Genomic DNA, 12,745 nt, shown 5'->3' on the forward strand with positions numbered 1-12,745 from the left:
AACCGCCTCAGAAGAAGCCGCGATGAACCGCAGAAGAACGCCCCGCCGCCCGCCTCACGCGAGGCGGGCGGCGGGGGTTGTCAGGCGGATTCCTTCTTGAATGTGCGCGCACCGACGGCCAGGCCGACGACCGTGAGCAGCACCACCCAGAACAGCCCCCACAGGGACGCGCTGCTGGAGATGTCGCCGCGGAAGAGCGCCCGTACGCCGTTCACCACGTGCTTCAGCGGGCTGATGTCCGACAGGCGCTGCAGCCAGGTCGGGCCGATCTGCATCGGGAGCAGGATGCCGGACAGCAGCAGCAACGGCATCGCGATGCCGTTCAGCAGCGGCGCCAGCGCGTCCTCGCTCTTGGTGATCAGCGCGACCGAGTACGACAACGAGGCGAACGTCGCGCCGAGCAGAGCGACGATGACCAGCGACAGCAGCACCCCGCCCCACGGCGCCCGCAGGCCCATCGGGATCGACACCACCAGCAGCAGCACCGACTGCACGACCAGTACGACGACGTCGCGCAGTACGCGCCCGGCCATCAGCGCCATCCGCGACGCCGGCGTCACCCGGTCGGCCTCGATCACGCCGGCCCGGTACTCCGCGATCAGCCCGAAGCCGACGAACATCGCGCCGAACATGCCCAGCTGCACGATCAGGCCGGGAATGAACACCTGGTAGGCGTTGGTGGTCGTCCCCTCGCTGATCTGCGCGGTGATCGGCTTCAGCAGCGGGCCGAACAGGAACAGGTACATCAACGGCTGGCTGAGCATCAGGATCGACCACATCGGGTTGCGCAGCGACAGCCGCATCTGCCGGTGGAACACGATCCAGGTCTCGGTGAGCACTGTCACGCCACGACCTCCTTCTGCTTCTCCGGCTCGTCGGCCGGCGCCGGGCTGTCGTCGCGCAGCGACCGCCCGGTCATCGTCAGGAACACGTCGTCGAGCGTCGGCCGGTGCACCTCGACGCCGTCCAGCTCGATGCCCCCGGCATCGATCTGGCGGAGCAGCCCCGGCAGCACCGAACCGCCACGCGGGATCCGGAAGTTCACCCCGTCGGCGACCGCCTCGACCGAGGTCGCGCCGTCGAGCTCGCGAACGATCCGGATCACCGCGTCGGTCGCGTGCGTACGACCGGCCTCTGCGTTGGCACGGTCGTCCGTACGGTCGGCGAGGCTGAGCCGGACACTATCGCCGGAGACCTGCTGCTTGAGCGCTTCCGGCGCGCCGGCGCCGACAATCCGGCCGTGGTCGATGACCAGGATCCGGTCGCAGAGGGCGTCGGCCTCGTCGAGGTAGTGGGTGGTCAGGAAGATCGTGGCACCGCGGGCCCGCAGGCCGCGGATGTGCTCCCAGAGATTCGCGCGCGCCTGCGGGTCGAGCCCCGTCGTCGGCTCGTCCAGGAAGATCAGCTTCGGGTCGTGGATCAGCCCCATCACGATGTCGAGCCGCCGCCGCTGCCCGCCCGACAACGTCTTGCACTGCCGCCGCCACAGCCCCGGCAGGTCCAGCTCCTCGAACAGCCGCTGCCCGTCGGCGATCGCCTTGGCCTTGCTCACGCCGTACAGACGGGCGTGATCGACCACCTCGTCCCCAGCCACAGCCTCCGGCAACGTCGACCCACTCTGCGGCACGTACCCAATCCGCCGCCGCACGCCCACGGGGTCCTTGGCCAGGTCACACCCCGCAACAGTGGCCGTCCCGCTGGTCGGCGTGATCAGCGTCGCCAGCATCCGCATCGTCGTCGTCTTACCGGCCCCGTTGGGCCCCAGAAAACCGACGATCTCCCCGTCGGCCACGTCCAGATCTACCCCCTGCACAGCCTGCACCGGCCCGCGCTTGGTCTTGAAGGTGCGGACAAGTCCGCGAGCTTCGATCATCATGCCGACCAGGATGGTTGATCAATCTTGAATAGTCAACATTGAATTCCTGTGCCGGAGATCCGCCCGGGTACGTCGTACGGCACGGTCGGAGCGGTGGGTCAGCCCGGCGGCTCGCGCAGGTTGCGCCACCGTTCAGCGGCCTCTGGGCCCGGGGTCCAGTCGGGGGGCTCGCCGGCGAAGGAGTACTCGCCGGCGAGGACGCGGTCGCGGAAGCAGCGGGTCCACTCGAGCTCGCCGCGGTCGCGGGCGACGCTGATGCGGAACATCTCGACGACGTGGTTCGGGGTGCCGGGGTCCTGCTCGACCTGGCGCTCGTGGAACGGCGCGGCCTTCTCGTTCTGCTCCAGCTGGACGATGCGGGACTCCAGCGCGGCGACGACCTCGTCGCGCTTCAGCGTCCACAGGAAGCTCAGCGACGCCTGCATCAGGCCGGGCTGGAAGCCGTCGACCGTCCACAGCGCCTGCCGCAGCAAAGAGAAGTACTCGCTCTCGCCGTCCGCGGTCAGCTTGTACGACGTCCGGCCGGCCTTCTGGCCGGAGCCGTCCTCGAGCTCCTCCAGGAATCCGTGCTTGGCGAGCGTGCGCAGCCCGGTGTAGATCGAGCCCGGGTTGATGTTCGCCCAGTCCTGCACGTTCCAGGTGAGCAGCTCGCGGCGCAGCTGGTAGCCGTAGGCCGGCTGGAAGATCCGGACGACGCCGAGCAGCAGCAACCGCGTGGTGGACATGAGACGCAGTGTAATTCGCATCCCGTTGTCGGTGGGGACGACTAGGTTTGGCCCATGACCACGCGCGTGACCGACGATCCGGCCGAGTTCAGGGCCACGGTGTTTCCCTTTCTGGAAAGGGATCCCGTGCTGCACACCATCATCCTGAGCAACGTCGAGCAGCGCGCCGAGGGTAGCTACCGGCCCGAGGAGGGCGACTCGGTCTTCGTCTCGGTCCACGACGCCACCGGCGAGGTCGTCGGCGCGGCGATGCGCACGCCATCGCGGCCGGTCTACCTCGGCGCTCTCGACCCGCAGTACTCCGCTGCCGTCGCCGAGGTCTACGCCGAGCGCGTCCCGGAGGCGACCGGGGTGGCGGGTGCGCGGGAGGCGACCGACGCGTTCATGAGTCGCTGGACCGAGCTGCGTGGCGTCGGGGCGACCCAGACCCGCGGGACGAGGCTGCACAAGCTGGACGACCTGACCCGCCTGCAGGCCGACGGCGGACCGCGCCCGGCGACCGAGGACGAGGCGCAGTTGGCCGCAGAGTGGATCTCGATCGACTTCGACGACGAGATCCCCGGCAGCAACCTGGTCTGGGCGGAGCAGAAGATCGCCGACGGGGCGCTGTGGTTCTGGGAGGACGACAGTACGCCGGTGAGCATGGTCGGCCACCACCTGCCGATCTTCGGGGTGTGCCGGGTCGGGCCGGTCTACACGCCGGACGAGTTCCGCCGCAACGGGTACGCGGGGGCCCTGACGGCGTACGTCACGGGCGAGATCCTCGCGGCGGGGAACCAGGCGTGCTTGTTCACCGACCTGGCGAACTCGACCTCGAACAAGATCTACCGGCTGGCCGGGTACAAGCCGCTGACCGACTTCGTGGATCTGGCCTTCGACCGATGAAGGTCCGGGTGACTGAAGATCCGGCGGCTTTCAAGGCGGTCGCTTTCCCTTACCTGCAACGGGATCCGGTGCTCAACTCGGTGCTGATCAGCAACATCCAGGGGAGGGTCGACAACCTGCTGTACGACCCGGCGCCGCCGGTGTTCGTCTCGGTTCATCGCGGCGACGAGGTGGTCGGTGTCGTCTGCTGTACGGCGCTGCGCGGGGTGATGCTCGGTGGGCTCGATGAGGAGTTCCTGCCGCTCGTGCTCGAGGCGGTGGTTGAGTCCGGCGCGGAGGTGAAGTACGTCGAGGGTGTGCCGGAGGTAGCTCTTGCCTTTGCCCAGCAGTTGGGTCGGCAGTTCACCGACGACCGGCTGACCCGGCTGCACAAACTGGTCGACTTCAAGGCGCTGGAGGCGGAAGGGCACGCGCGGCTGGCGACCGAGCCGGACCTCGCCGACGCGACCCGGTTGGTCGGCGGCTTCGGCGAGTCGGTGAGCGGGCGCATCGGCGTCGAGGAGGAGGAACGCTGGGCCCGCGACCGGATCAGACTCGGCCGGCTCTGGCTGTGGGAGCGCGACGGGCGCGTGGTGAGCATGGCCGCGCACAACGGCAGCGTTTTCGGTGCGTCGCGGATCGGGTCGGTCTACACGCCGCCGGATGAACGCGACAACGGCTACGCCGGAGCGCTGACGGCCGCGCTCACCCGCCACCTGCTCGACGAGGGTCACCAGCCCTGCCTGTTCACCGACCTGGCCAACCCGACCTCCAACAAGCTCTACGCCCGCATCGGCTACCGCAAGGTCGTGGACTTCGTGAGGTACGCGGTGAGCTGAGCCGGAGCGGGTGGGCGCTCGCGAGGTGGGTGGATGGGGAAGGGAGCCCGGCCGCCGGGGGCGTTGTGCTTTGCGGGTGGGGCGTGTGAGCTGGGGCGGAGTGTGTGCTGGGGAGTGCGACTGCCGAGGCGCCGCGCTTCGCGGGCGTGCGTCGGCCGGCCGAGCCGGCCGAGCCGGCCGGGCTGGTGTGGGAGCCGGGTTGGGCGGGCCGGCGCAGCCGGCTCCGCGGCGGGGGCGGTATGCATCCCACCCCTTCCCTTCCCTAGATCCAGCCGTGGGTGCGGGCTACTCGGACCGCTTCGTGGCGGTTTGTCGTACCGAGTTTGCCGGCGGCTGAGGACAGGTAGTTGCGGACCGTGCCGGGGGAGAGGGCGGCGCGGCGGGCGATCTCCTCGATGGGCGCGCCGTCGGCGGCCAGCTCCAGTACGTCGGCCTCGCGGGCTGTGAGAGGGCTGTCGCCGGAGCTGATCGCCTCGGCGGCGAGCTCCGGGTCGACGTACCGGCCGCCGGTGTGGACCGTGCGGATGACGTCGGCGAGGACCTGGGCGGAGACGGTCTTCGGCAGGAAGCCGCGGGCGCCCGCGGCGAGGGCGTGCTTCAGGTGACCCGGGCGGCCGTGGCCGGTGACGATCAGCGCGGCACACTCCGGCAGGTGCTCGCGCAGCGCCTCGACGACGCCGATCCCGCCGGTCGTCGTACCGGGAAGGCTCGGCATCTGCAGATCCAGTACGGCGACCTCGGGACGGTGCATTCGCGCCATCGCCAATGCCTCGCTCGCCGACGCGGCCTGGGCGACGACCTCCAGATCGTCCTCCAGCGAGAGCAACGCAGCCAATGCGGACCGGATCAGGTTCTCGTCGTCCGCCAGCAGGAGCCGGATCATGCTGTCCTCGGCAATCGAGCCAGCAGGACGAACCAACCTGAGGGCCTGTCCACAGTCAAAGTCCCCGCCACTCCCGCCAAGCGTTCCCGCAACCCGGCCAGTCCAGTTCCTTCAGTTGTCGACGCCTGACCAACACCATCGTTCGACACCCGGAGTACAACAGCTTGCTTGTCGGCTTCCAGTTCGATCTTGCAGGTGGTCGCGTTGCTGTGGCGGAGGACGTTCGTGGTGGCCTCCAAGACCACCCACGCCAAGGCAGTCTGCGTGGCGGGCGGGAGCGTGCCGCCGTTGCCGATGACTCGGCAGGTGATGCCGGCTGCGCGGAGGACCGACTGGGCGCCGGCCAGTTCCGTGCTCAGGTCGGTGGCTCGGTAGCCGCCGACGACCGCGCGCATCTCGCGGAGCGACTCGTGGGCGATTCGTCGTACGTCGAGCATCTGGCCGGCGGCCGAAGCATCCCCGCGCTCCGCCAGCCGAGCCGCGAGCTCGCTCTGTACGGCGACCAGCGACAGGTTGCGGCCGAGCGCGTCGTGCAGGTCGCGGGCAAATCTCAGGCGTTCCTGGGCGACCGCGAGCTGCGCGGTGACCTCGCGGGACTTGTCGATCTCCCAGCCCAGTCGCAGCATCCACACCGAGATCCGGCAGGTGAACGCGAGCAGGCCGACGCCGTAGAAGTAGCTGAACGCACCACCGACCTCACCGCCGAGCAGACCGACCAGCACAGCACCGCCCACCACCAGCACGAAGATCACCGACCGCCAGAGCACCGGTGTGAGTGCGAGCGTCAGCGTCCCGCCCGTCGTCACGAGCCCGACCGCCCAGTCCGGCGACACCAGTACGCCGACCGCACCCAGACCGATGCAGGCGGCAACCAAGCGCGGACTCGGTCGTGGACCGCCCAGGTACGTGGCGATTGCGGCCCGCAGCACGAGGAGCGCCACCACGGCGTGCGCGAGCACCACCACCAGGAACCCGATCAGCCGGAACTCCACCGGTTTCGCTGCCGACAGCAACATCAGCAGCGCGAACAGCGGCTCCATCCCGATCAGCGCGTACAGCGGCCACCGGAGGCTGACGTCGAACCGCTCGGCTCGACTCAGCTCGCTCCACCAGCTCTGCCCCGACCTCATGAGCGCCAGCCTGTCACCGACGCGGCTCCCAACGGAACCAGCGGCGAGTCGCCCACGCTCCGACGACCACCCACCCGAGCAGTACGAGCACAGCCGGTACGGCGTGAGCGAACGACCCGGCGAGCCCGACAGCCGCGCCGTCCCGCGTCGTGCCCGACAGGCCGAGCCGGAGCAGGTCGACCACCGGAGTCAGCGGCAGCGCGCGGCCGACGTACTCGAGTGGTCCGTTCAACGGCAGGTAGAGCCCGCTGAAGGTCAGCGTCACGAACATCACCGGTGCGGTCACCACCTGCGCCGCGTCGACCGTCGGAGCGAGCGCCGTACTCGCTGCTGCCAGCAGGACGAAGAGGAGCGTGCCGAGTAGTACGGCGAGCAGCACCAGCAGGAGGTTGACCGGTGCGTGGAGTCTGAACCAGATGGCCCCACCGGCAGCGACCAGGACGATCTGTGCCCAGGCAATGACGACCGACGGCGTCGCGGCGCCGGCCAGGATCTCCCAGTCCGACAGCTCGCCGGTCCGCAGCCGCTTGAGGACCAACTCCTCGCGCCGCGCGACCAAGGCGGTGACGAGTTGGTAGTAGACGAACAGATCCAAGGTGACGACGGTGACCGAAGTGACCACACTGGCCCCCATCTCCGACGGCAGCTCGGCCGCCGACGCGACGGTGAGCACGGTGAAGACCGGGAGCGCCACGGCGACGAGGACCATCAAGGCGTTGCGTCGCAGCAGCAGCCCCTCGGCCTTGCCGGTGGCAACGACCCGCGCGATCGTGCTCACGCCGCCACGTCCTCGGTGATGGCCAGGAAGGCCTCTTCCAGCGAGGCGGGCCGGGCGGTCAGGTCGTGCAACTGGAGGTCGTGCCGACCGGCCCAGGCGAGGACCTCCGTCAGAGTGCCCTGCAGGTCCTGGGTCTCCAGGGTGACCGACGAGCCGTTGATGGTGGCAACTACTTGGGGAAGCGCGGGGAGCGGGACCCCGGGCAGGTGGAACGTGATCCGCGCGGGACGGGTGGCGGCGAGCTGCTCCGGGGTTCCGAGTCCGACGACTTGGCCGTGGTTCAGGATCGCCAGCCGGTCGGCCAGGGCGCTGGCCTCGATCAGCTGGTGCGTGGTCAGCAGCACCGTCGTACCGGACAGCAGGAGGTCGGAGATCAACGCCCAGGTCTGCTTGCGAGCAGCAGGATCCAGCCCGGCCGTCGGCTCGTCGAGGAAGAGCACCTCGGGCTTGCCGAGGATCGCCAGCGCCAGCCCGAGCCGTTGCTGCTCACCGCCTGACAGTTGCCGGACCCGGACGTTGCGGCGCGGCGACAGGCCCACCAGGTCGAGGGCCTCGTCCAGAGGGCGGGGAGAGGTCAGGCTGCCGGCCCACGTGCTGACGGTCTCGGCGACCGTGAGGTCGGCGGCGAAGCCCCGCGACTGCAGCATGATCCCGATCCGCGACCGGACGTGGCGGCGCGAACGGAACGGGTCCTGGCCGAGTACCCGCACGGTTCCGGAGGTCGGCAGCGCGAGACCCGCCAGCACCTCCAGCGCGGAGGTCTTGCCGGCACCGTTGGTGCCGAGCAGCGCGAACAGCTCACCCCGGCGTACGGCGAGATCGATGCCGCGGACGGCGTCATGTCCTGGCCTGCCGCCGAAGCGGCGGGTGAGCCGCTCGGCGCTGATGACAGCTGACTGGTCCATAGCCATCAGCTTGGGGCGCCGAGCGGCCCGCGGGGTGTGCAGGCGTCACCAGGAGTGGTGACAAATGTCAGTTGATCTCGACCGAGTCGCCCGGCTGGGCCAGCGTGTACGGGCGATCCGCCTGGCCGTCGAGGAAGCGCTGCATCATGCCCTGGCCGATCGGGCTGAGCAGGGCGTCGTGGATGCCGAGGGTCTGCTGCGCGTCGACGGCGCGGGCGTACTCGACGGCGGCCGGCAGCGCGAACCACGGACCGGAGACCGGTACGAGGTTGGTGTGCACCTGGCGGTCGGGCCGGGTGAACGAGTCGCCCGGGTGGTAGACCGCGTCGTCGACCAGGAAGCCGATGTTCTGGCAGGGGACGCCGAGCTCCGGCAGGATGATCGCGTGGTCCTTGCCGTAGGCACGGATCGCGAACCCGGCGGCGTCGAACGCCTGCCCGCCCTCGACGACCTGCACCCGGTCGCCCAGCTCACCGAGCTGCGAGGCGACCCCGGCGTTGGTGTAGACCGGCGCGTCGAGTCCCTTGATCCGCTCGATGTCCAGGTGGTCGGGGTGCTCGTGGGTGACCAGGATCGCGTCGGCGGCCTCGAACACCGCGTCCTCGCTGAACGTGCCCGGGTCGATCAGCAGCACCTTCCCGTCCTTGTCGATCCGGACACAGGCGTGCGTGAACTTGGTCAACTTCACAGTCGGACTCCCAACGAAAGGGTCAGCTTCCTGGCGCGTCGGGAATCCTACGCCGGGCGGAAAACGCTGATCCGCCGGTGAGAGGCGGCCCGACGCTCGGCTCCGGCGTGCGCCACCGTCCAAGGAGCGGAGGGCGTGTCGGCTGGAGATGGTGGCGACTGCTCCGGTGTTTGACGACTGGCCCGGTACACCAGGCCAGTCGTCGAATACGGCGTCAGTCAGCGAACAAGGCGTCAGTCGACCGCAGCGGCGCGCGGTCTTGGTCCGGGGTGAGGATGCGGACCGGACGGGTCAGCTGGAGAGTCAGATCCCGAGCGCGTCGCGCATCGGGACGAGTTTGGCGTTGGTTTCCGCGAGCTCGGCGTCGGGGTCGGAGCCGGCGACGATGCCGGCGCCCGCGAACAGCCGCATCCGCGTCGGGTCGTCGGGGTCGGCCTGGCCGCAGCGTAGGGCGATGCACCACTCGCCGTCGCCGGAGGCGTCCATCCAGCCGACGGGGCCGCTGAAGCGGCCGCGGGTCATGCCTTCGACCTCGGCGATCAGGTCGCGGGCGACGTCGGTCGGCGTACCGCAGACGGCGGCCGACGGGTGCAGGGCGGCGGCGAGGCCGAGGGCCGAGGCGCCGTTGGCGGCGACGCCGGCGACGTCGGAGGCGAGATGCATCACGTTCGGGAGGTGCAGGACGAACGGGGTCTCCGGCACGTTCATCGACTTGCAGTGCGGTTCGAGCGCCTCCGCGACGGAACGGACGGCGAACTCGTGCTCCTCCAGGTCCTTGCTCGACCGGGCCAGCGACGCGGCCAGCGCCAGGTCGTGCGCGTCGTCGCCGGTCCGGCGGATCGTGCCGGCCAGGACGCGGGAGGTGATCAGGCCCTTCTCCCGCCGGACGAGCAGCTCGGGGGTGGCACCGATCAGGCCGTCGACCGAGAACGTCCAGCAGTTCGGGTACGCCGAGGCGAGCCGCTGCAGCGGCCAGCGCAGGTCGATCGGCTGGTCCGACTGCGCGATCAGGTCGCGGGCCAGCACCACCTTGTCGACCTCGCCGCCGGTGATCCTGGTCACCGCGTCGGCCACGATCGCGGACCACTCGGTCCCGGACCGGGCGCCGTCGGCGAACGCGATCTCGCCGACCGGAGCGGGCTCGTTCACGGTCAGCTCGGGCGGCGCGGCCAGCGAGCTGGCGGGCGAGATCGTGGTCACCCAGGTGGTGTCGCCCCGGCGCCCGACGACCACCTCGGGCACCACCAGCCCGGCCGGGTCGGCGTCGGTGAAACCGAACGTCCCGAAGCAGACCAGTCCCGACCCTGGTACGCCGACATCGTCCCGTACGACGGCCGCCGCGGTGAGCGCCTTCCACCACGCCTGCGCCGTCGCGAAGCGGTTGCTCCCGGCAACGTCGAGGCGGGCGGCGACGCCCCAGCCGACCTGCCCGTCGCCCCGGCGGACCCAGGCGAGGGCGCCGTCGGCCGGCAGGTGGTCCAGCAGGTGCTTCGAGACGCCTTCGACCGGGTGGCTGCGCACGACCAGGTGCGGGACCACCTCGGCACCGGGGTGGACCGGATCAGGCAAGCTCACGACAACGCTCCTCGCTGCTCGGCTCGGTCCCGGGTCACGGTGGCCGATCTGGCTGGTTGACGCTCCCTCACGGCATGCAAGCGTATGCCCGGTCCGTGTCCAGCGAATTTCGGTGCCTCCCCGAGCCGTGATCAACCAGACAACCCGGCCATGATCCACCGGACAAACCCCGGCTGCCGGGTGTCGCGCGTTCTGCGCAACACTGAACCGGTGACCCGCGCAGACCTGACCAAACAGCCGCACGACGTGGCCGCGATGTTCGACAACGTGGCCGAGGGCTACGACCGGACCAACGCGGTGGCGACGATGGGCCTGGAGAAGCTGGTCTGGCGGCCGGCGACGCTGGCCGAGATTGCTCCGCGCAAGGGGATGCGGATCCTCGACCTGGCGGCCGGGACCGGCGCGTCCAGCATCAAGCTGCGCGAGGCCGGCGCCGAGGTGGTCTCCTGCGACTTCTCGGTCGGCATGCTGCGGGTCGGCAAGCGGCGCTACCCCGAGCTCGACCTGATCGCGGGCGACGCGTTGCACCTGCCGTTCGCGAACGAGAGCTTCGATTTGGTGACGATCTCGTGGGCGCTGCGGAACGTGAACGACGTCACGCTGGCGCTGCGGGAGATGCTCCGGGTGACGCGGCCAGGCGGGCGGCTCGTCGTGCTCGAGCAGTCGCACCCGACCTGGAAACCGTTCCGAGTGGCTTACCTGGAGTACATGATGCGCGCGGTGCCGGTGGTCGGGCGGCTGGTGTCGTCCAACCCCGAGGCGTACGAGTACTTGGCGGAGTCGACCCGCGCCTGGCTGCCGCAGGAGCCGCTGGCCAAGGCGATCGAGGCGTCGGGCTGGAGCCACGTGCAGTGGGCCAACCTGACCGGTGGTCTGGTGGCCATCCACCGGGGCGTGAAGCCGAGTTAATTACGCAAGGAAATCAGGACCTAAATCGCTTGCGGGCAAGGGAGTCCGGGCCGGTTTCGCGTCCTCGTCAGGCAGTCCTAGACTGTCGGGTGACCAGACCTCGTGAAGCGATTCACGAGGGTCCGGAGACCAACTGCCCCAACTCCAGGCCGGGATGAGATGAGCCAGAGCGTGCCGAACAGGCAGCAGGCCGAGACCGCTGATGTGATCGTCGTCGGCGCCGGGCCCGCAGGCTCGGCCGCGGCGTACCACCTGGCCAACGCCGGCCTCGACGTCCTGCTGCTGGAGAAGACCGCGTTCCCGCGCGAGAAGGTGTGCGGCGACGGCCTCACCCCGCGCGGGACCAAGCAGCTGATCAACATGGGCATCGACATCTCCGAAGAGGCCGGCTGGATCAAGAACTACGGCCTGCGGATCCAGGGCGCCGGGCACCAGCTGCAGCTGGACTGGCCCGACCTGGCCAGCCACCCGAACTACGGGCTGACCCGCAACCGGATGGACTTCGACGACATGCTGGCCCGCCAGGCCGTCAAGGCCGGCGCCCAGCTGCGCGAGCGGACCAACGTGACCGCGCCGATCCTCGACGACAAGGGCTTCATCGTCGGCGTCACCGCCAAGCCGGTCGACGACAACGGCCGCCGCGCGGGCGAGGACGTCGAGTTCCGCGCGCCGCTGGTGATGGCAGCCGACGGCAACTCCTCGCGGCTCAGCGTCTCGATGGGCCTGCACAAGCGCGACGACCGCCCGATGGGCGTGGCCGTGCGCACCTACTTCACCAGCCCCCGCCACGACGACGACTACCTCGAGTCGTGGCTGGAGCTGTGGACCGACGACCCGAGCAACCCCGGCCAGCGCAACCTGCTGCCGGGCTACGGGTGGATCTTCGGGATGGGCGACGGCACGGTCAACGTCGGCCTCGGCATCCTGAACACCTCCGACGCCTTCGGCAAGGTCGACTACGCCGACCTGCTCAAGCAGTGGCTGAAGAACACGCCGGAGGAGTGGCAGTTCCGCGACGAGTTCCAGACCATCCCGATCCGGGGCGCGGCGCTGCCGATGGGGTTCAACCGGCAGCCGCACTACACCCTCGGCCTGATGCTGCTCGGCGACGCCGGCGGCATGGTGAACCCGTTCAACGGCGAGGGCATCCCGTACGCGATGGAGTCCGGGGCGTTCGCCGCGGAGGTCGCCTCCCAGGCGCTGCGCCGGCAGCCGAACCAGCGCGAGCGCGCGCTGTCGGCGTACCCGAAGGCGCTGAAGCAGGAGTACGGCGGCTACTACACACTCGGCCGGGTCTTCGTGAAGCTGATCGGGAACCCGGAGGTGATGCGGCTGTGCACCAAGTACGGTCTGCCGCGCACCACGCTGATGAAGTTCACCCTGAAGTTGCTGGCCAACCTCACCGACCCGCGCGACGGCGACGTGATGGACAAGATCATCAACGGACTCACAAAGGTTGCCCCGGCGGCGTAAAAGCGGCGGGGCGAGTGACGTGAGCCACAGCGGTACTGATAACACAGTGCTGACTCGCAACAGGTAAATCAGGCGGCAGGACGACGCAAGAAGGAGGGAG

Annotated in this window: 13 protein-coding genes; 4 read left to right on the forward strand and 9 right to left on the reverse strand. The window is 69.7% G+C overall.

The window, feature by feature from the left end; translation table 11 throughout:
* Nucleotides 1–80: 80 nt before the first annotated feature.
* The 3 genes from ACLQ2O_RS07210 to ACLQ2O_RS07220 all read right to left on the reverse strand — a co-directional run bounded on the left by ACLQ2O_RS07210 (nucleotide 81) and on the right by ACLQ2O_RS07220 (nucleotide 2,601).
* Entirely contained in the window at nucleotides 81–845 is a 765-nt protein-coding gene (locus ACLQ2O_RS07210; RefSeq protein ID WP_425828476.1) for an ABC transporter permease, read from the reverse strand.
* Entirely contained in the window at nucleotides 842–1,876 is a 1,035-nt protein-coding gene (locus tag ACLQ2O_RS07215) for an ATP-binding cassette domain-containing protein (RefSeq protein WP_425828478.1), read from the reverse strand. The genes ACLQ2O_RS07210 and ACLQ2O_RS07215 overlap by 4 nt, the downstream gene beginning before the upstream one ends.
* A gap of 98 nt (nucleotides 1,877–1,974) precedes the next feature.
* On the reverse strand, nucleotides 1,975–2,601 hold the full coding sequence (locus ACLQ2O_RS07220) for a PadR family transcriptional regulator (protein WP_425828480.1): 627 nt from the start codon (nucleotides 2,599–2,601) through the stop codon (nucleotides 1,975–1,977).
* Nucleotides 2,602–2,655: 54 nt separating this feature from the next.
* Here ACLQ2O_RS07220 and ACLQ2O_RS07225 point away from each other — a divergent pair, with 54 nt between their 5' ends.
* The gene (locus ACLQ2O_RS07225) at nucleotides 2,656–3,486 is read left to right on the forward strand and encodes a GNAT family N-acetyltransferase (protein ID WP_425828482.1); all 831 of its coding nucleotides are present in this window, start codon (nucleotides 2,656–2,658) and stop codon (nucleotides 3,484–3,486) included.
* Nucleotides 3,487–3,494: 8 nt separating this feature from the next.
* On the forward strand, nucleotides 3,495–4,304 hold the full coding sequence (locus tag ACLQ2O_RS07230) for a GNAT family N-acetyltransferase (RefSeq protein ID WP_425828484.1): 810 nt from the start codon (nucleotides 3,495–3,497) through the stop codon (nucleotides 4,302–4,304).
* Nucleotides 4,305–4,566: 262 nt separating this feature from the next.
* On the opposite strand, the gene ACLQ2O_RS07235 is transcribed toward ACLQ2O_RS07230, so the two are convergent.
* The 6 genes from ACLQ2O_RS07235 to ACLQ2O_RS07260 form a co-directional block, all read right to left on the reverse strand.
* Complete coding sequence (locus tag ACLQ2O_RS07235) at nucleotides 4,567–5,187, reverse strand: response regulator (RefSeq protein ID WP_425828486.1); 621 nt, start codon at nucleotides 5,185–5,187, stop codon at nucleotides 4,567–4,569.
* A complete protein-coding gene (locus tag ACLQ2O_RS07240; RefSeq protein ID WP_425828487.1) occupies nucleotides 5,184–6,317 on the reverse strand; it encodes a sensor histidine kinase in 1,134 nt (377 codons plus the stop codon). Before ACLQ2O_RS07240 ends, ACLQ2O_RS07235 begins: the two co-directional genes overlap by 4 nt.
* 13 nt (nucleotides 6,318–6,330) lie before the next feature.
* Entirely contained in the window at nucleotides 6,331–7,095 is a 765-nt protein-coding gene (locus ACLQ2O_RS07245) for an ABC transporter permease (RefSeq protein WP_425828489.1), read from the reverse strand.
* Nucleotides 7,092–8,000 (reverse strand): ABC transporter ATP-binding protein, encoded by a 909-nt coding sequence (locus tag ACLQ2O_RS07250; RefSeq protein ID WP_425828491.1) that lies wholly within the window; start codon nucleotides 7,998–8,000, stop codon nucleotides 7,092–7,094. The genes ACLQ2O_RS07245 and ACLQ2O_RS07250 overlap by 4 nt, the downstream gene beginning before the upstream one ends.
* 67 nt (nucleotides 8,001–8,067) lie before the next feature.
* Complete coding sequence (locus ACLQ2O_RS07255; RefSeq protein ID WP_425828493.1) at nucleotides 8,068–8,688, reverse strand: MBL fold metallo-hydrolase; 621 nt, start codon at nucleotides 8,686–8,688, stop codon at nucleotides 8,068–8,070.
* Nucleotides 8,689–8,991: 303 nt separating this feature from the next.
* The gene (locus tag ACLQ2O_RS07260; protein ID WP_425828495.1) at nucleotides 8,992–10,263 is read right to left on the reverse strand and encodes an isochorismate synthase; all 1,272 of its coding nucleotides are present in this window, start codon (nucleotides 10,261–10,263) and stop codon (nucleotides 8,992–8,994) included.
* Nucleotides 10,264–10,473: 210 nt separating this feature from the next.
* Between ACLQ2O_RS07260 and ACLQ2O_RS07265 the strand changes: the two genes are divergently transcribed.
* Both ACLQ2O_RS07265 and ACLQ2O_RS07270 read left to right on the forward strand, forming a co-directional pair.
* A complete protein-coding gene (locus ACLQ2O_RS07265; protein ID WP_425828497.1) occupies nucleotides 10,474–11,172 on the forward strand; it encodes a demethylmenaquinone methyltransferase in 699 nt (232 codons plus the stop codon).
* Between the two features lie 159 nt (nucleotides 11,173–11,331).
* Nucleotides 11,332–12,645, forward strand: coding sequence for a geranylgeranyl reductase family protein (locus ACLQ2O_RS07270; protein WP_425828499.1), 1,314 nt, complete (start codon nucleotides 11,332–11,334; stop codon nucleotides 12,643–12,645).
* The last annotated feature ends 100 nt before the right edge of the window (nucleotides 12,646–12,745 follow it).

The organism is Kribbella sp. DT2, from assembly GCF_049844575.1.
GTDB lineage: Bacteria > Actinomycetota > Actinomycetes > Propionibacteriales > Kribbellaceae > Kribbella.

Excerpts from the sequence above, each read along its gene's own strand:
- ACLQ2O_RS07215 (WP_425828478.1), bottom strand. The coding sequence starts at position 1,876 with ATGATGATCGAAGCTCGCGGACTTGTCCGCACCTTCAAGACCAAGCGC.
- ACLQ2O_RS07220 (WP_425828480.1), bottom strand. The coding sequence starts at position 2,601 with ATGTCCACCACGCGGTTGCTGCTGCTCGGCGTCGTCCGGATCTTCCAG.
- ACLQ2O_RS07225 (WP_425828482.1), top strand. The coding sequence starts at position 2,656 with ATGACCACGCGCGTGACCGACGATCCGGCCGAGTTCAGGGCCACGGTG.
- ACLQ2O_RS07235 (WP_425828486.1), bottom strand. The coding sequence starts at position 5,187 with ATGATCCGGCTCCTGCTGGCGGACGACGAGAACCTGATCCGGTCCGCA.
- ACLQ2O_RS07240 (WP_425828487.1), bottom strand. The coding sequence starts at position 6,317 with ATGAGGTCGGGGCAGAGCTGGTGGAGCGAGCTGAGTCGAGCCGAGCGG.
- ACLQ2O_RS07250 (WP_425828491.1), bottom strand. The coding sequence starts at position 8,000 with ATGGACCAGTCAGCTGTCATCAGCGCCGAGCGGCTCACCCGCCGCTTC.
- ACLQ2O_RS07270 (WP_425828499.1), top strand. The coding sequence starts at position 11,332 with ATGAGCCAGAGCGTGCCGAACAGGCAGCAGGCCGAGACCGCTGATGTG.